Below are 16,927 nucleotides of genomic sequence, written 5' to 3'. Positions count from 1 at the left end.
CGCCACTAACGGGCGATGAGCGGACTGAGCCCTGCGGCCCGGGTGGCGGCGCCCTCGAGACCGAGGGACTCCAGCCACGTTCCCAGCATCTGGTAGCCCCCCTCGGTGAGGACGGACTCAGGGTGGAACTGCACGCCCGTCAGGGGCGCTGTCCGGTGCTCGAGGCCCATGATGATGCCGCTCGCGGTCCGGGCCGTGACGGCGAGGTCCGCCGGGACGTCGTCGCTGACCGCGGCGAGGGAGTGGTACCTGGTAGCGGTGACCGGCGACGGCAGGCCGCGGAACACGCTCGTGCCGTCGTGCTCGACCAGCGACGTCTTCCCGTGCATGAGCTCGGGCGCGTGGGTGACCCGGCCTCCGTACGCCTCTGCGAGGGCCTGATGGCCCAGGCAGACGCCGAGCATCGGCTTCGCCTGCTCGCCGCACCAGCGGATGAGGTCCACGCAGACGCCCGCCTCGGACGGCGTACCGGGGCCCGGCGAGATGAGCACTCCGTCACGTGAGGCCGCCATGTCCTCGGCTTCCGCCAGGGTGACGTCGTCGTTCCTGACCACCGTGGTCTCGGCACCCAGTTCCTGCAGGTAGCCGACCAGCGTGTAGACGAAGCTGTCGTAGTTGTCGACGACGAGGATGCGGGTGATGTCAGCCATGAGTTACGGGGAACCAATCGTTGAATCCGTGAGCGGGTTGAACTGCGAGAACCAGGGGAAGACGAAGACCATGAGGGCGGCCACAGCCGCCACCACGAGCATCACCGACAGCAGGATGCGCACCCACAGCGGGCCGGGAAGTGCCCGGAATATCAGTCCGTACATGAGCCCTATCCACGTCCTGCGGTGCGGGCGACCTGCTCCGCGATCTCGGGCGGAGGACCGGCCTCCGGCGGACGCCAGGACTCCATCACCGAGTAGGCAATGATACGCTCCTGCGCCCCGAAGCGCGGATTGCAGCTGGTCAGTGTGAGGATCCGGTCCACCGGCTCGGCGGCCGGATCAGTGGGTACGGGGGCGATCACGTCGACCTGGTCCGGAAGGACGATCTCGGTGTTGCGGAACACGTAGGTGTAGTACCCATCCCTGGTCTGCAGGTAGATGCGGTCCCCGGGAACGAGGGTGTGGATCTGGTCGAGGACCTGACCGTGCGTCTGACGATGCCCGGCAAGGGCGATGTTGCCCACCTGGCCTGGAGCGGCGGTTCCCGGATAGTGGCCCAGTCCCAGGTTGTCGAGCACTTCCGTCCCGACTCCGGCGGTGATGGGGCGGGAATAGTCCTCCCCGAAGCGGGGGATGTAGGCCACACCGAAAGTCCCCGTGAGGGCAGCCTGCTCGAGCACGGCGGGCTCCCCGAAGTCCTCACCGACCGGCGGTACGGATCCGGCCGAGGGGGCAGGTCCGGCCGTTGCCGGAGGAACGGGGACGTCCGAGAAGAACTCCTCGAGCGCCTGATCCTGCTTGATGTCCGCGTCGATGTTCGTCCACCACAGCTCCCAGGCGACGAACAGCAGCAGCACCAGCCCGGCCGTGATGAGCAGCTCGCCGACGATCTGGACGATCAGCTGCAGGGGCGAACGACGGCGGCGCACGGCTCCGCGATCGGCACCGGTCGCGGGAGCGGCATCGAGCGTAGACCTGGCCACTGCCGCTCCTGCCGCTCGGGATGCACTGATCGGCCGCGGTTCTTGGCTAGAATCGTCGGAGAACCGGGCCGCCGGGTGTCGCTTCTCCCTCAGGATATCCTGCGGGCCCGGGCACCTTCGAGCGGCCAGCGAGACCATCGGTGCGGCTGATCCGCGGCTGCACCCCGTCGAGGAGAAGCCGTGCCCGAGTCGAAGCCCCGCAAGAGAGCCAGCACCACGGCACCCGCCGCGAAGTCCTCGCAACCCAAGCCGAATCCGGCCTGGTACAAGTACGTCATGTTCGGCCTGATGATCGTCGGCCTGCTCTGGATCATCACGTTCTACATCTCCGAGTCCACCCTGCCCGTGGAGGCCTGGGGTTCGTTGAACATCCTGGTCGGGTTCGGCATCGCGATCATCGGGTTCCTGATGACCACCCGGTGGCGCTGACCGGGTAGTGCGCGCCCGGGGGACATCCATCCCGTAACCTCGCCCGTTGCCCCGGAACGGCCAGGGCGTGGGTCACAATGTCACAGTGAATTATTTGCTTGACGCCGGCAGAATCAACTGTTTGTGCGCTTTCCCGGTGGCAGTGGCGGCTCGACCCGATGCCGGACGGAGCACAGGCCGATGAGTACGGCAGTGCCGCGGCGTACCGACATCCAGGGACTCCGTGCGGTCGCGGTGCTGCTGGTCGTCGTCTACCACCTGGTACCAGAAGCATTGCCCGGGGGATTCGTGGGCGTGGACGTCTTCTTCGTCATCTCCGGGTATCTCATCGTGGGCTCCCTCGCCAGGGAGGCGGCGCGGACGGGGAGCGTCGATCTCGCTGCGTTCTACCGCCGGCGGATCCGGCGGCTCATGCCGGCGGCGACCGTCGTCCTCACCGTGACGACCGTCGCTTCGCTCCTGATCCTCCCGGCGAGCCGTTGGACCCAGCTCGCCAGGGACGTCGTTGCCTCCGCGCTGCAGGCGCAGAACTGGAACCTCGCCCTCGCCTCCACCAGCTACGAGCAGGCCGGCGGACCGGTCTCCACCCTCCAGCACTTCTGGTCGCTCGCGGTCGAGGAACAGTTCTACCTGGTCGTGCCTCTTCTCATCCTGCTGGTGGTGAGGTCGATCGGGGATCGGAGCCCGGCGCGTCGATCGCGCCTCATCGTCACAGCGCTGACGCTTCTCGGCGCCGCATCCCTCATCCACTCCGTGTCATTTTCCGGGTCCGATCCTGACATCGCCTACTTCGCAACCACCACCCGCCTGTGGGAGTTGCTGGCAGGAGGGATCCTGGCCGTCACCGCACCGGCCCTCCGTCGTGGTGCGGCCGATGTCTCTTTCGTCCTGGGCGCGCTGCTCATCGCCGCCGGTGCGGCAACCTTCTCCACCGAGCTCGCCTTCCCGGGCTGGATCGCTGCAGTGCCGGTGCTTGGCACCCTTCTCGTCCTGTCCGCCGGATCCGCACACGGAAGTGCCTCCGGACTCGTCCGGGTCCTGTCGATCCGCCCAGCCGTCTTCATCGGCGACATCTCCTATTCGCTGTACCTGTGGCACTGGCCGCTGATCGTGCTCTACCTGTTCGTCGTCGAGCGGCAGCCCTCGGTGCTCGACGGCGCCATCATCCTCGTGTCCGCCGTGCTGCTGGCATGGACCAGTACTCGGTTCATCGAACTCCCGCTCAATCGCGCCCGTACGGCAGGACGCCGTACAGGCGGGGACCGACAGCCGGGCCGTGAACTGAAGCGGTACTCCTACGTCCTCGGCTCCGGCCTCCTTGTCCTCTCCCTCACCGCCGCTGCTCTCCCGTGGAGCCTGATCACCCTCAAGAGTGCGCAGGATCTCGGCGCCTCCCTGGACCCGGCCGTGTACCCGGGGGCTGCGGCCTGGGAGAGGTCGGATGTCGCGGCTGCGCCCGTCCAGCCGGATCCTGCCCTGGCGAGCGGAGATCAGAATGAGCTCGCGGGCAACGGGTGCCTGCTGTGGGAACCGAGCGAGATGGAAGCCGACGCCTGTCGTTACGGCGATGCAGAAGGTGCGGATCGAGCCGTGCTGGTCGGGGACTCCCATGCAGCGCAGTATCTGTCTCCCCTGGATGCGGTGTTCCGGCAGGAGGGCTTCATCCTCGACGCACAGGTGCGGAACGGGTGTCCCTTCAGTGCTGCGCCCCTCGGGAGCGGCGCGGCAGTCTTCGGCGACTGCATCGAGCGGAATGAGCTGACCCTGCAGACCCTGCTCGCCGACCCTCCGGACATGGTGGTGACCAGCAACTTCCGACCGGCGGGATACGAGCGTGAGCTGAGCTGGACGTGGCGTTCCCGCGACGAGGCCGTGGAGGGCTATCGCTCGGCATGGAAGCGGCTCGTCGAGGCCGGCATCGACGTTCGTGTCATCAGTGACTCACCCCTGCCGTCCCGACAGGCGCCCCCGAGTGCGTGGAGAGGAGCGAGGACGTCATGGACGACTGCGTGGACCGTCCGCAGGGGGAACAGGCCGACGATCCGATGCTCGAAGCAGCAGAAGGTCTCGAGGGAGTCTCCGTGGTGGACCTCTCGGGTGCATTCTGCCGTGAAGGAACATGTCCCTACGTGGTCGGGAACGTCCTCGTGTACCGCGACAACCACATCACCGATTCCTTCGCGCAGACCCTGGCCGAACCGATTCGCCGGTCGATCTTCGGATACTGACCCGCAGTTCCCGGCTGTACACACGGTGTGCATGACGTTATCCACAGATGTGCACAAAATTGTTGATGATTCACGAAAGAGCCCGGGATTCCGGGCCCCGCTTATCCACAGCTGTGGAATCACATGTGTGTAAGTTATCCCCGCTGTGGATAAGCCCTGTGGACAACGAGGAAGGGCCGATGCTCCAGCATCGGCCCTTCCTCGTCCTGCTGACCTCATACGGGGAGGAGCGTGACCCCGACGAAGGTCAGGATGCCGAGGAGTACCACGACACCGGCCAGGCCCGCCCATTGCAGTCCCGCCTGCCGAACACCCTTCGGGGCATAGGCGATGACAGCGGCACAGGCGGCGCCCGTGAGGAGACCACCCAGGTGGGCCTGCCAGGCGATGCCCGGCACCACGAACCCGAGGACGCCGTTGAGTGCGATCAGGACGACGATCTGGCGTACGTCGCCTCCACGCTTGCGCTGGACGATGAACAGGGCCCCGAAGAGACCGAAGACCGCCCCGGACGCGCCGACCACCGATTGCTGGACATTGCTGAGCAGCAGGACCCCGACGGAACCGCCGACGGCGGAGACGAGGTAGAGCGCAAGGAACCTGGCCCGCCCCATCGATGGCTCGAGCACCTTGCCGAGGATGTACAGCGCGTACATGTTGAAGGCGATGTGCAGGAAGGAGGACGGCGAATGGAGGAACGCGGCCGTCACCATGCGCCAGGGTTCCGCGGGAATGATCCCGCCGGCCCCCGCCGTATAGATGGGCGCGTAGGAGAAGGCCCGGGTGACGCCCGGAACGACGAGCTGGAGGAGGAAGACCACCAGACAGACACCGATCAGGATGTAGGTCACGATGGGTGAGCCCCCGCGCGCGATGCCACCGAACGCATTCCGGCGGACAGGCGTGTTGGCCGCCTGTTCCCGGATGCAATCGACGCACTGGAAGCCTACGGGTGCAGGCCTCTGGCAATCGGCGCACGCCGGTCGTCCGCACCGCTGGCACCGCACGTAGCTGATGCGATCAGGATGGCGGGGACAGACCGGCGCCTGCTGGCTGCCGGCGTCGGGCGCGGGGACTCCATAGGACATCCGGTTAGAGCTGTTCCACGGTGATGCTCTCGATGACCACGTCGTCGAGGGGCTTGTCCCTCATGTCGGTCGGGATCGAGTTCAGCGTGTCGACGACCTTGCGGGATTCCTCGTCCGTGACGTCACCGAAGATGGTGTGCTTGCCCTGAAGCCAGGTCGTGGGAACCGAGGTGATGAAGAACTGGGACCCGTTGGTGCCACGGCCACCCTGCAGGCCGGCATTGGCCATGGCCAGCTTGTACGGCTCGGTGAAGGAGAGATCGGGGTTGATCTCGTCGTCGAACTTGTAGCCCGGTCCACCGATCCCCTGGCCGAGGGGATCCCCGCCCTGGATCATGAAGTCCTTGATGATGCGGTGGAAGATGGTGCCGCTGTACAGGGGGGCGTTCGACTCCTCACCCGTCTGCGGGTGGGTCCAGGCGATCTCGCCCGTGGCGAGACCGACGAAGTTCTTCACCGTCTTGGGAGCATGGTTGCCGAAGAGGTTCACCTCGATGTCGCCCTGGTTGGTGTGGATGGTCGCTTTTGCGGTCGGAATAGCAGTCATGGCGCCATTCTTCCACGCGGGTACTGACAATAAGCTGGGGGAGACGCATTCCGCGCACAGTGAAACGCGTGGTCAAACCCGCCCTTGCTGAGCCCGCGGATGGCATGCGCTGCGCCATGCAACGTAGGCTGAGGAAAACGAGTAACCACCCCCTGGAGGTTTTTGTGAAGAAGAACGAACGCGTCACGCACGAGCTCGAGGAGAACGTCGCTGCGGGCGTAGCGGCCGCCCGTGACTGGGCCACTCCCCACGTGACCCACGCCTACGACTGGGCGAAGCCCCGCTGGGACAAGGGCGTGGAGACCGCTGGTCCCGCTCTTCAGGACACGTACCGCAAGGCCGCGGAGGGGATCTCGGGCGGCATCGCCGTGGTGACCCCGAAGATCCAGGACGGACTCGACAAGGTCGGACCACGCATCACGCAGGTCATCGACGGCACCACGCCGAAGATCCAGGGGACGCTGGACAAAGCGGCCCCTGCACTCACGTCCGCGAAGGAGAAGGTCGTCGAAGGCTACCTGCCGGCCCTGTCCAACCGGCTCGGTGAGGCCGCGGACAGTGCCTCCCGGTCGCTCGCTGCCGCTTCCGTGCCTCCCGTCGTGGAGAAGGCCGTCACCAGGGTGACCGGTGACAAGAAGGCCGTGAAGAACGCCCAGAAGCGACTCGCAGCCGCCACTCTCCAGGCATCGAAGGAGCTCAGGAAGAACCAGTCCCGCAAGTCCGGGAAGGGCTGGCTCATCTTCGGCATCCTGGCAGCCGCCGTCGTGGCCGGAGTAGCTGCATGGCGCGCATCGAAGCCGGTCGAGGATCCATGGAAGACGCCCGCTCCGATCAAGGCGTCCCCGGCTCCCGTCTCCAGCCAGAAGTCGCAGGAGGCCAAGGACGTCGTCGCGACCATCAAGGAAGCGGCTGACCGAGCCGCTGGCTCGGACGATTCGGCGACGACCGGGACGGCAGCAGCAGCCGAGAAGGTCGCCGACAAGGCGAAGGACGTCACCGAGTCGGCCAAGCATGCGGCGAAGTCGACGGACGACGAGCCCAAAGCCTGATTCAGGGCACACCACGGAGAAGCCCCCGGAATCGACCGGGGGCTTTTTCGTGGTCCTGTCTCATATTCTTCCCTAGGCATAGACAGAACGACGCCTAGTCGCCACCGAGAACGGGAGGTTGCGCCGCCAAGGATGAACCGGATGCGGGACGACGCCGCCGGCGTCGTTGCTGTCCCCTGATGACCACCGCCAGCCCCAGGAGGATCAGCACGAGCCCGCCGTAGGTCCCTCCGGGTAGTTTCTCGCCGAGGAATACAGCGGCGAGGACGGCGGCACCGGGGATCTCGAGCAGGATGATCATTGAGACGACCAGGGGGCTCATCACGGCCAGCAGATGGTTGAACACCGAATGACCCATGATCTGCGCCATGAGTGTCACCCCCAGGATCCCCACCCAGGCGGCTGGGCTGAAACCCGTCACCGGCTGTCCCGTGGCTGCGCACAGGATCAGGAGGATCACGGCGCAGGCCCCGTAGCAGAGGGTGGTGTACGTTCCCGTGGACATGGTCCTCCGGGCTGCCGCGCCGGCCATCTGGTAGACGGCTGCCAGCGCCCCTCCTGCGAGCGCCAGGAGGTCACCCAGCAGGGCGTCCCGCGACAGCGAGAGATCGAAGCCGGTGATGATCACGACGCCGACGAACGCGACGCCCAGCCCGGCGACGACGGCACCGTGCGGCCGGGAGCCCAGCAGGGCGTTGAACAGGGCTATCCAGGCGACCTGCAGGCACACGAGGGCGGTTGCGGCCGCTACCGAAGTGAGCTTGAGCGCCGAGATGAAGCAGACGAAGTGGAGAGCGAGGGCGACGGCAGCGATCGAGAGCCGGCGCACGTCGGGGCCTCGGAGGGCGGCGAACTCCGCGCGCTTGGAGACGGCGGCAGGGCCGCCCATGAGGACAGCGCCGATCAGATTCCGCCAGAAGGCGATGGCGAGGACGGGCGCCGCCGTGGCGGCCATGATCGGGCCCGATGCAGACACACCGATCACGCCCAGGATCGAGAGGAAGATGATCACCCGGCAACACTATGGCACCGGGTGTCGTCCGACGACCGCATGGTCCAGGACGGCAGGACCCCTTAACGCAGGAAGTCCCGGTCGTCGACCGGGACTTCCTCTCGGTGGAGGCACGGGGACTCGAACCCCGAACCCCCTGCTTGCAAAGCAGGTGCGCTACCAATTGCGCCATGCCCCCGAATCGGAGTGCCGACCTCGACGGTCACACCCTCCGGCGGATCTAGATCACGTCGTCCGTCGCATCGCTCCAGACGGTTTTGCTCTTCTCCGAATCCTGCCATCGCTTGTACACGAGAAGACCGGCTGCAGCTGCTGCTGCGATCAGCATCTTCTTCACGACAATCTCCTTGCAGTTCCCTGCGAGTGGTGGATCCGTGGGCGTACCAGGACTTGAACCTGGGACCTCTTCGTTATCAGCGAAGCGCTCTAACCGCCTGAGCTATACGCCCCGATACCTCTTCGGGCCGAGATACGACTTTACAGCAGTGTCTCGGCATTCTTCAAATCGCACCCGGAGATCCGAAGAGGCCGGTAGTTCAGTCGTCAGTGAGGGTCACACCGATCCCGCCGACCAGCGTCGAAGAGATGTTGTAGAGCACGGCCGAGAGCATGGCGAGTGCCGTCAGGAGCACCACGTTCACCACCGCGATGATGGTGGCGAAAGACAGCACCTGGGGAAGCGAAGCGAACTGCCGCAGATCGAAGCCGCCGCTCTCCGATCCGGCTATCTCACGGAGCAGCTCGTTCACCCCGTCGAAGATTCCGGTCAGGTCCAGGACGGTCCAGATCACGAAGGATGCGACGACGGTGACGATGCCGAGCGCGACCGAGAGCAGGAAGGACATCTTGAGGACGGACCAGGGGTCCACCTTGCTGACGAGGAGCCGAGCCTTGCGGGCCTTGGCCTTGGGGGCCGGCCTCACCAGCCCGGGACGCTGCGGCGGCCTGCTCTGCTGGGCGCCTGCGGAGGCTGGACGCTGTGTCGGACGCGCCGGGGCATTCACCCGTGGCGGGGCCCCGGACGTACGGACCTGTCCGCTCGACGAGCGCGGGTTGGTGTTGGCCGAGCTCACTCGCTACCTCCGTGTTCCGGCGACTCAGCGTCAGGCTCAGCCGTTTCCTCTGTCGACAACCGTACTTCATCGGCTGTGAACTGCGCAGGTTCCTCCTGGGGCGTCACCGTGGCGATCACGTCGACATCGGGACTCGCCTCGGACGGATCGTCGACCAGGCCTTCTTCCACCGCGACGCTCCGCTCACTGTTCCTCGCGACGGCGATGATGCGATCGGTCTTGTCCGGCTTCGCGAAGATGACTCCCATGGTGTCACGGCCCTTGGCGGGAACTCCCGCCACGGCGGAACGCACCACCTTGCCGCCACCCATGACCACGAGGACCTCGTCCTCCTCCTGGACCACGAGGGCACCGACGAGGTCACCGCGCTCCTCGGCCAGCTTCGCGACCTTGATCCCGAGTCCTCCGCGGCCCTGCACGCGGTAGTCCTCGACCTTCGTGCGCTTGGCGAAGCCTCCCTCGGTCACGATGAACACGAACGAGTCATTGCTCACGACGTTGGCGGCGAGCAGGTCGTCGTCGTCGCGGAACTTCATCCCGGTCACGCCGGAGGTGGCGCGTCCCATGGGCCGCAGGGCGTCGTCGTCCGCCGTGAAGCGCAGCGACTGTCCCTTGCGGGAAACCAGCATGATGTCGTCGTCGCCGGAGACGAGCTGAGCGGAGACGAGTTCGTCGTTGTCCCGGAGGTTGATGGCGATCACGCCTGCCGTCCGGTTGGTGTCGTAGTCCTCGAGCCGCGTCTTCTTGACGAGTCCGCGCTTGGTGGCCAGCACCAGATAGGGCGACTGCTGGTAGTCACGGAGATCCAGCACCTGCGCGATCGTCTCGTCGGGCTGGAAGGCCAGAAGATTCGCCACGTGCTGACCCTTGGCATCCCGCGCGGCCTCGACCAGCTCGTACGCCTTGGCGCGGTAGACACGGCCGAGATTGGTGAAGAACAGGAGCCAGTGGTGGGTCGTGGTGACGAAGAAGTGCTCGACCACGTCGTCCCCGCGCAGCTGGGCTCCCTTGATCCCCTTGCCGCCGCGCGCCTGCTGGCGGTAGTTGTCGCTGCGCGTGCGCTTGACGTATCCACCGCGGGTGATGGTGACGACCATCTCCTCCTCGGGGATCAGGTCCTCCATGCTCATGTCGCCGTCGTAGCCCATGAGGATCTCCGTGCGGCGGTCGTCACCGAACTTGGCGACGATCTCCGACAGCTCGGTGCTTACGATCCCGCGCTGGACGTCCTCCGAAGCGAGGATCCTGTTGAACTCGGTGATCATCTGTTCGAGTTCCGCATGGCGGTCCTGGATCTTCTGCCGCTCCAGGGCCGCGAGGCGGCGGAGCTGCATGTTCAGGATCGCCGTGGCCTGGAGCTCGTCGATCGACAGCAGGCCCATGAGGCCGTCCCGGGCCTCCTCGGTGGTCGACGACGCCCGGATCAGCGCGATGACCTCGTCCAGCGCATCGAGGGCCTTGAGCAGCCCGCGGAGGATGTGCGCCTCCTCCTCGGCCTTGCGCAGCCTGTACCGTGTGCGGCGGACGATGACCTCGAGCTGGTGGGTCACCCAGTGCCGGATGAAGGCGTCGAGACTCAGCGTGCGAGGCACATCATCGACGATGGCCAGCATGTTGGCGCTGAAGTTGTCCTGGAGCTGCGTGTGCTTGTAGAGGTTGTTCAGGACCACCTTCGCCACGGCGTCACGCTTGAGGACGATCACGAGGCGCTGACCCGTACGGCCCGACGTCTCGTCCCGCAGGTCGGCGATCCCGCTGACCTTGCCGTCCTTGACCAGCTCGGCGATCTTGATGGCCAGGTTGTCCGGGTTGGCCTGGTAGGGGAGTTCCGTGACGACGAGGCACGTCCGGTTCTGGATCTCCTCGACATTGACGACGGCACGCATCGTGATGGAGCCGCGGCCGGTCCGGTAGGCGTCCTCGATGCCCTTGTGACCGAGGATCTGCGCGCCGGTGGGGAAGTCGGGGCCCTTGATCCGGGCGATCAGCGCCTCGAGCAGCTCTTCCTTCGACGCCTCGGGGTTCTCGAGGTACCACTGCACGCCGTCCGCGACCTCGCGCAGGTTGTGCGGCGGGATGTTGGTGGCCATGCCGACGGCAATCCCCGAGGACCCGTTGACGAGCAGGTTCGGGAACCGTGACGGCAGGATCGTCGGTTCCTGGTTCTTGCCGTCGTAGTTGTCCTGGAAGTCGACGGTCTCCTCGTCGATGTCGCGGACCATCTCCATGGCGAGTGGCGCCATCTTCGTCTCGGTGTACCGCGGCGCGGCGGCGCCGTCGTTGCCCGGCGACCCGAAGTTGCCCTGCCCGAGCGCCAGCGGGTACCGCATGGTCCAGTCCTGGATGAGCCGGACGAGGGCGTCGTAGATCGCGGAGTCGCCATGGGGGTGGTACTGCCCCATGACCTCGCCGACCACGCGGGCGCACTTGTTGAACGAACGGTCCGGCCGGTAGCCACCGTCGAACATCGCATAGAGCACGCGACGGTGTACGGGCTTGAGTCCGTCACGGACGTCGGGCAGGGCACGGCCGACGATGACGGCCATGGCGTAGTCCAGGTAGGACCGCTGCATCTCCGTCTGCAGGTCGACCTGCTCCACGCGGTCCGTCAGGACCTCACCCTCGATGGGCTCGTCCGGTCCGTTGCCGGTGATGTCGTCACTCATGAATCAGTTCCGTTCGTGAAAGGTTCTCGACCACAAAGGAGACGCGGTCGCCGGCCGGTGCCCGACATCTTGTGTAGGCGCCTCAATATCTGCGAGGAACGAGCAGATTTCGTCGCGCCGGCAAGATGCCGGGTGTCGGCTCAGATGTCGAGGAAACGCACGTCCTTGGCGTTCTGCTGGATGAAGTTGCGTCGCGATTCGACGTCCTCGCCCATGAGTACCGAGAACACCTGGTCGGCTGCGGCGGCGTCGTCCATGGTCACCTGCAGCAGCGTCCGGTGATCAGGATCCATGGTGGTGTCCCACAGTTCGGTGTAGTCCATCTCGCCGAGGCCCTTGTACCGCTGGATCCCGTTGTCCTTCGGAAGACGCTGGTTCCGCGCCAGGCCCATCTTGATGACCTCGTCACGCTCCCTGTCGCTGAAGACGTAGTCGTGCTTCGCGTTGGACCACTTGATCCGGTACAGGGGCGGCTGCGCGAGGTAGACGAATCCGTTCTCGATCAGCGGGCGCATGTAGCGGAACAGCAGGGTGAGGAGCAGCGTGGTGATGTGCTGCCCGTCGACATCGGCATCGGCCATGAGAACGATCTTGTGGTACCTGGCCTTCGCGACATCGAAGTCCTCACCGATACCGGCCCCGAACGCCGTGATCATCGCCTGGACCTCGCTGTTGCCGAGCGCCCTGTCGAGGCGCGCACGCTCGACGTTGAGGATCTTCCCGCGCAACGGGAGGATGGCCTGTGTCTCGGGATTACGCCCCCGGACCGCGGAACCGCCTGCCGAGTCACCCTCCACGATGTAGATCTCGGAACGCGAGGGGTCCTTGGACTGGCAGTCCTTGAGCTTTCCGGGCATCCCGCCGGATTCGAGGAGCCCCTTCCGCCGTGTGGACTCTCGAGCCTTGCGGGCAGCGAGGCGGGCCTGGGAAGCCTGGATCGACTTGCGGATGACATCACGGGCCGGGCCGGGATTGCGCTCGAGCCAGTCCCCGAGCTGGTCCGTGACCACCCGCTGGACGAACCCCTTGACCTCGGAGTTCCCGAGCTTGGTCTTGGTCTGGCCCTCGAACTGGGGCTCGGAGAGCTTCACGGAGATGACAGCCGTCAGGCCCTCGCGGATGTCGTCACCCGTCAGGTTGTCGTCCTTCTCCTTGATGATGTTCTTCTCGCGCGCGTACCGGTTGATCAGGGTGGTCATGGCAGCACGAAAGCCCTCTTCGTGCGTCCCGCCCTCGTGCGTATTGATCGTGTTGGCGTACGTGTGGACGCTCTCGGAGTACGCCGAGGTCCACTGGAGTGCGATCTCCACGGACATGGTGCGGTCGGCGGTCTCGGTGTCGAAGGCGATCACATCGGGGTGGACCACCTCCACGCGCTTCGACGAGTTCAGGTGCTGCACGTAGTCGAGCAGGCCGTTCTCGTACAGGTACTGGACCTCTCGGTGCTTGGGCGTCGAGTCCTCGCTGGTCTCGGCGGTGACCTCGTCCTCGACCTCGTCGGCGTGCTCGTCCGTGAGGGTGATCCGGAGGCCCTTGTTGAGGAAGGCCATCTGCTGGAAGCGCGCCCGAAGGGTCTCGAAGTCGAACTCGGTCGTCTCGAAGATCGAAGCATCGGGGTAGAACGTCTGCGTGGTCCCCGTCTCGGTCGTCTCCTCGCCCTTGCGCAGCTCGCCGACGGGCTTCCCACCGTCCGCGAAGGTCTGGCGCCAGACGTGTCCCTGGCGCCGCACCTCGGTCTCGACGCGCTTCGACAGCGCGTTCACCACGGAGATTCCGACGCCGTGCAGACCGCCCGAGACGGCGTAACCCCCACCACCGAACTTCCCGCCCGCGTGCAGGATGGTCATGACGACCTCGACGGTCGGCCGACCCTCCGTCGGGTGCATGTCCACGGGGATCCCTCGGCCGTTGTCGACGACCTTCACCCCGCCGTCGGCCTGCAGGGTGACCTCGATGTGGTCGCAGTACCCGGCCAGTGCCTCGTCGACGGAGTTGTCGACGACCTCGTACACGAGGTGATGGAGCCCCCGCGGACCGGTCGAGCCGATGTACATCCCCGGCCGCTTCCGCACGGCTTCCAGGCCCTCGAGGACTGTGATCTCGCTCGCGCCGTACGCGTGTTCCGTCGCTGCCTCCAGGATCGGGGACTCGCCTTCGCCGATCACCACATCACTTGCGTTCAACTCGTTCTCGTGTGCCACAGGCGCAGACGGCTCCTCAACTGGGTGGACAACAACAATCTCATCCCATTCTACCCTGAGGAGGGCTACAATCTCGCACGAACAGGCCCTCATCGGCCACTGAACGGGCGTCAGAGCGAACAGCGGGTCGTCCCGTGAGGCCCGATACGGGTGAGGCACCCCCGATTGCCCTACAGCCCGTTCAGGGGACGCTGGACACGCCACGCGTCATCCGTAGGTGTCACGCGGACCGCGGCCCTTCACGGTCCGCCCGCCCTTCCGCCAGCTGGGCGCCGCCGGCCCGACGACGGACAGGCGCGTGACGACTCCGGGACCGAGCTCCACCTCGAACCGCTGAAGGACCTGCGGCGTGATGAGGCGCAACTGCGTGGCCCAGGCTGTCGAGTCGCACCTCACCAGGACCGTGTCCGCGTCGAAGCTCTCCGGTACGCAGTGGGCTGCGATGTCCGCGCCGACGATCTCGTCCCAGCGTGAGAGGACCGATCCGACGGCGACCGGAGACCTCCACCCCCGCTCGGCGAGCATGCGGGAGAAGACGTTCCCCACTCCCTCGGGATCACGCCCCCCGTAGACCGGATCCGGGGACCAGCGCCTGCGGGCCGTCTTCGCCGGCTTCCGGGTGGCGGCTTCGCGTGGAGTGCCACGCGACGCGGAGGCGTTCCGCAGGCGGTTCAGCAGGGCCTGGGGAGCGTCCTGCTCGGGGAAAGCAGCCCTGGGACCACGGTCACCCGCATCGTCAGGAGGATCGGGAGTCATACCACCATCGGAATATGCCGACTGTCGTATATTCTCTGGCTCCTCACTGGCCTCGGGGTCAGGCATGAAGGGTACCCCCTGCATCGATTCCACCGGACACCACGCGGATCTGTCGACCGACCAGGGCATCGGGGATGTCGTCGCCCACCGCGGCGGTCACCAGCACCTGTTCGGCGGGCGCCACGATCGACGCGAGCCTGTGGCGCCTCTCGGCGTCGAGCTCCGCGAAGACGTCGTCGAGGATCAGCACGGGACCACCCCCGGGTGTCCGGTCCTCCTGCAGCAGCAGGTAGTAGGAGGCAAGCCTCAGGGCGAGTGCCATGGACCAGGTCTCACCGTGGGACGCGTATCCCTTCGCGGGCGCACCTCCGAGTACCAGGCCGAGATCATCCCGATGCGGTCCCACGAGGGAGAGCCCGCGCTCCAGTTCCTTCTTCCGGTGCCGCAGCAGGGTATCGACGAACAGCTGGGTCAGTGCCGGGACGTCCATACCCCGCAGGGTGTTCTCCGTGCCGTCACCGGGTACGGCGATCGGATCGTCAGCATCGGCGCCGGAATCGGCAGTCGTCGAATCGGAGACACTCGAGGCATAGGCGAGCTCCGCGGACTTCGATCCGTCCGTCAACTCCGCATAGGCCCGCTGGACGAGCGGCCGGAGTTGTCCGACGAGCACCAGCCGCGCGGACAGCAGGCGTGCCCCCGCCTCGGCGAGGTGCTGGTCCCAGACGTCGAGGGTCGACTCGTGGGCGGCCGAGAACCGCCCGGCGGCCCGGCCCGACTTCAGGAGAGCGTTCCGCTGTTTCAGGACACGCTCGTAATCGGCGCGGAGGGCGGACTGATGGGGAAGCAGCGAGACCATGACGTCGTCGAGATACCGTCGTCGACCGGAAGGGTCCCCCTTCACCAGGGCGAGGTCCTCCGGTGCGAAGAGCACGGTCTTCAGGATCCCGGCGGCATCACGTGCCCGTACGGGATTCGAGCGGTTGATGCGGGCCCGGTTGGCGGTCTCGGCATTGATCTCCACCTCGACGGTGGTCCGCTGCTCCCCACGCACCAGCCGTCCGCGGATGATCGCCCTGTTCTCTCCGAAGGTGATGAGGGGCCGGTCGGTACTGACCCGATGGGAGGACAGCGAGGCCAGATACCCCACGGCCTCGACGATGTTGGTCTTGCCGACACCGTTAGGTCCCACGAAAACCGTGGTCCCAGGGCCTATGTCCGTGTCGAGCTGCGGGTAGCTGCGGAACCCGGTGAGCGAGAGGTGCTCAACGTACACCGGGCACCACTCACTCCGCTTTCGGTTGGGCGGGCTTGACGGCGTGACCGCCGAACTGGTTGCGGAGTGCTGCGACCATCTTCATCGCGGGTGCATCGTCCTGACGTGAGGCGAAGCGGGCGAAGAGGGCGGCCGTGATGGCGGGCGCGGGCACGGAGTTGGCGATGGCTTCCTCGACCGTCCAGCGGCCCTCACCCGAATCCTCGACGTAGCCGGCGATCTTCGACAGTCCCGGGTCCTCCTGCAACGCCTTGACGAGGAGGTCCAGGAGCCAGGACCGCACGACGGTCCCCTTCTGCCATGCGGCGAAGGTGCCGTGGACGTCCTTGACGATGTCCTTGGCCTCGAGCAGCTCGTACCCCTCGGCGTAGGACTGCATGAGTCCGTACTCGATCCCGTTGTGGACCATCTTGGCGTAGTGACCGGCACCGACGTCCCCGACGTGGACGAAGCTCTCGGAACGCTCGCCCTCGGGACGCAGCGCGTCGAAGATCGGCATGGCGAGCTCGATGTCCTCCTGGGTCCCTCCGGCCATGAGTCCGTAGCCGTTCTCCAGGCCCCACACCCCGCCGGACACGCCGCAGTCGAGGAACCTGACGCCCTTCTGCGCGAGCAGGGTCGCGTGGATCTGATCGTCCGTGAACTTCGAGTTGCCGCCGTCGATCACGAGGTCGCCCGGGCTCAGGAGCTCGGAGAGGTCCTTCACCACCGCGTCGGTGATCTGCCCCGCAGGAACCATCACCCAGATGATCCGCGGGGTGGGGAGCGCCCCGACGAGCTCCTCGAGGCTCGGAACGTCGGTGCGGTCGGGACTCCGGTCGAATCCGGTGACCTCGATGCCCTTCTCCCGCAACCGACCTCTCATGTTGAAACCCATTTTTCCGAGTCCGATGAGGCCGATATGCATGAGATTCTCCTTCTGACGGTGAGTTCGGCCGAGGGTGAGGCCGATCGCTGTGCCTGCCG

16 protein-coding genes and 2 tRNA genes are annotated in these 16,927 nt (G+C 66.2%); 3 read left to right on the top strand and 15 right to left on the bottom strand.

From position 1 onward, the window contains the following. Positions 1-5: 5 nt before the first annotated feature. From FNH21_RS07915 to FNH21_RS07905, 3 genes are read right to left on the bottom strand one after another with little or no spacing between them, the layout of a single operon-like run. Positions 6-650, bottom strand: a complete 645-nt coding sequence (locus tag FNH21_RS07915) for an aminodeoxychorismate/anthranilate synthase component II (RefSeq protein WP_152813602.1) — start codon at positions 648-650, stop codon at positions 6-8. Between the two features lie 3 nt (positions 651-653). Further along, positions 654-815: a hypothetical protein gene (locus FNH21_RS07910; protein WP_191931708.1), complete on the bottom strand. Its 162-nt coding sequence runs from the start codon at positions 813-815 to the stop codon at positions 654-656. Positions 816-820: 5 nt separating this feature from the next. After that, positions 821-1,636: a class E sortase gene (locus FNH21_RS07905; RefSeq protein ID WP_422108753.1), complete on the bottom strand. Its 816-nt coding sequence runs from the start codon at positions 1,634-1,636 to the stop codon at positions 821-823. 180 nt (positions 1,637-1,816) lie between these two features. Between FNH21_RS07905 and FNH21_RS07900 the strand changes: the two genes are divergently transcribed. Further along, positions 1,817-2,065: a cell division protein CrgA gene (locus FNH21_RS07900; protein ID WP_055766139.1), complete on the top strand. Its 249-nt coding sequence runs from the start codon at positions 1,817-1,819 to the stop codon at positions 2,063-2,065. A 180-nt stretch (positions 2,066-2,245) separates the two neighbouring features. Then, the gene (locus FNH21_RS07895; protein WP_152813598.1) at positions 2,246-4,426 is read left to right on the top strand and encodes an acyltransferase family protein; all 2,181 of its coding nucleotides are present in this window, start codon (positions 2,246-2,248) and stop codon (positions 4,424-4,426) included. Positions 4,427-4,508: 82 nt separating this feature from the next. Here the strand turns inward: FNH21_RS07895 and FNH21_RS07890 are convergent, their stop codons facing one another. Together FNH21_RS07890 and FNH21_RS07885 are read right to left on the bottom strand one after the other, a co-directional pair. After that, positions 4,509-5,144: a rhomboid family intramembrane serine protease gene (locus tag FNH21_RS07890; RefSeq protein WP_338403187.1), complete on the bottom strand. Its 636-nt coding sequence runs from the start codon at positions 5,142-5,144 to the stop codon at positions 4,509-4,511. A 241-nt stretch (positions 5,145-5,385) separates the two neighbouring features. Next, positions 5,386-5,928 (bottom strand): peptidylprolyl isomerase, encoded by a 543-nt coding sequence (locus tag FNH21_RS07885; protein ID WP_152813594.1) that lies wholly within the window; start codon positions 5,926-5,928, stop codon positions 5,386-5,388. 164 nt (positions 5,929-6,092) lie between these two features. Here FNH21_RS07885 and FNH21_RS07880 point away from each other — a divergent pair, with 164 nt between their 5' ends. Then, positions 6,093-6,977 carry a hypothetical protein gene (locus tag FNH21_RS07880; RefSeq protein ID WP_152813592.1) on the top strand — a complete coding sequence of 295 codons (885 nt, stop codon included), beginning with the start codon at positions 6,093-6,095 and terminating at the stop codon, positions 6,975-6,977. A gap of 94 nt (positions 6,978-7,071) precedes the next feature. Here FNH21_RS07880 and FNH21_RS07875 read toward each other — a convergent pair whose 3' ends face one another. From FNH21_RS07875 to gnd, 10 genes are all read right to left on the bottom strand, one after another. Then, on the bottom strand, positions 7,072-7,989 hold the full coding sequence (locus FNH21_RS07875) for an EamA family transporter (RefSeq protein ID WP_191931707.1): 918 nt from the start codon (positions 7,987-7,989) through the stop codon (positions 7,072-7,074). 105 nt (positions 7,990-8,094) lie between these two features. Beyond that, a tRNA-Ala gene (locus FNH21_RS07870) sits at positions 8,095-8,167 on the bottom strand. A gap of 42 nt (positions 8,168-8,209) precedes the next feature. Continuing rightward, positions 8,210-8,317 carry a DLW-39 family protein gene (locus tag FNH21_RS17055; protein WP_241743132.1) on the bottom strand — a complete coding sequence of 36 codons (108 nt, stop codon included), beginning with the start codon at positions 8,315-8,317 and terminating at the stop codon, positions 8,210-8,212. 47 nt (positions 8,318-8,364) lie between these two features. Beyond that, positions 8,365-8,438 (bottom strand) — tRNA-Ile (locus tag FNH21_RS07865). A gap of 87 nt (positions 8,439-8,525) precedes the next feature. Beyond that, positions 8,526-9,062 carry a DUF3566 domain-containing protein gene (locus FNH21_RS07860; protein ID WP_191931706.1) on the bottom strand — a complete coding sequence of 179 codons (537 nt, stop codon included), beginning with the start codon at positions 9,060-9,062 and terminating at the stop codon, positions 8,526-8,528. Beyond that, positions 9,059-11,728 (bottom strand): DNA gyrase subunit A, encoded by a 2,670-nt coding sequence (gyrA, locus tag FNH21_RS07855; RefSeq protein WP_152813590.1) that lies wholly within the window; start codon positions 11,726-11,728, stop codon positions 9,059-9,061. Before gyrA ends, FNH21_RS07860 begins: the two co-directional genes overlap by 4 nt. Positions 11,729-11,868: 140 nt before the next feature. Then, entirely contained in the window at positions 11,869-13,896 is a 2,028-nt protein-coding gene (gene gyrB, locus FNH21_RS07850; protein WP_422108759.1) for a DNA topoisomerase (ATP-hydrolyzing) subunit B, read from the bottom strand. 240 nt (positions 13,897-14,136) lie between these two features. Then, positions 14,137-14,685, bottom strand: a complete 549-nt coding sequence (locus tag FNH21_RS07845) for a DciA family protein (RefSeq protein ID WP_152813588.1) — start codon at positions 14,683-14,685, stop codon at positions 14,137-14,139. Between the two features lie 58 nt (positions 14,686-14,743). After that, the gene (gene recF, locus FNH21_RS07840) at positions 14,744-15,961 is read right to left on the bottom strand and encodes a DNA replication/repair protein RecF (protein ID WP_191931705.1); all 1,218 of its coding nucleotides are present in this window, start codon (positions 15,959-15,961) and stop codon (positions 14,744-14,746) included. A gap of 10 nt (positions 15,962-15,971) precedes the next feature. Beyond that, positions 15,972-16,868, bottom strand: a complete 897-nt coding sequence (gnd, locus tag FNH21_RS07835; RefSeq protein ID WP_152813586.1) for a phosphogluconate dehydrogenase (NAD(+)-dependent, decarboxylating) — start codon at positions 16,866-16,868, stop codon at positions 15,972-15,974. Positions 16,869-16,927: the final 59 nt, after the last annotated feature.

Source organism: Arthrobacter bussei, assembly GCF_009377195.2.
GTDB classification, from domain to species: domain Bacteria; phylum Actinomycetota; class Actinomycetes; order Actinomycetales; family Micrococcaceae; genus Arthrobacter_D; species Arthrobacter_D bussei.
The sequence above is the reverse complement of the archived record's forward strand: the minus strand, read 5'-3'. Positions and strand labels throughout refer to the sequence as shown.

Bases quoted from the DNA above. Each gene is read 5' to 3' on its own strand.
- FNH21_RS17055 (WP_241743132.1), bottom strand. From the start codon at position 8,317: ATGCTGATCGCAGCAGCAGCTGCAGCCGGTCTTCTCGTGTACAAGCGA.
- FNH21_RS07910 (WP_191931708.1), bottom strand. From the start codon at position 815: ATGTACGGACTGATATTCCGGGCACTTCCCGGCCCGCTGTGGGTGCGC.
- FNH21_RS07845 (WP_152813588.1), bottom strand. From the start codon at position 14,685: ATGACTCCCGATCCTCCTGACGATGCGGGTGACCGTGGTCCCAGGGCT.
- FNH21_RS07895 (WP_152813598.1), top strand. From the start codon at position 2,246: ATGAGTACGGCAGTGCCGCGGCGTACCGACATCCAGGGACTCCGTGCG.
- FNH21_RS07915 (WP_152813602.1), bottom strand. From the start codon at position 650: ATGGCTGACATCACCCGCATCCTCGTCGTCGACAACTACGACAGCTTC.
- FNH21_RS07885 (WP_152813594.1), bottom strand. From the start codon at position 5,928: ATGACTGCTATTCCGACCGCAAAAGCGACCATCCACACCAACCAGGGC.
- gyrA (WP_152813590.1), bottom strand. From the start codon at position 11,728: ATGAGTGACGACATCACCGGCAACGGACCGGACGAGCCCATCGAGGGT.
- gnd (WP_152813586.1), bottom strand. From the start codon at position 16,868: ATGCATATCGGCCTCATCGGACTCGGAAAAATGGGTTTCAACATGAGA.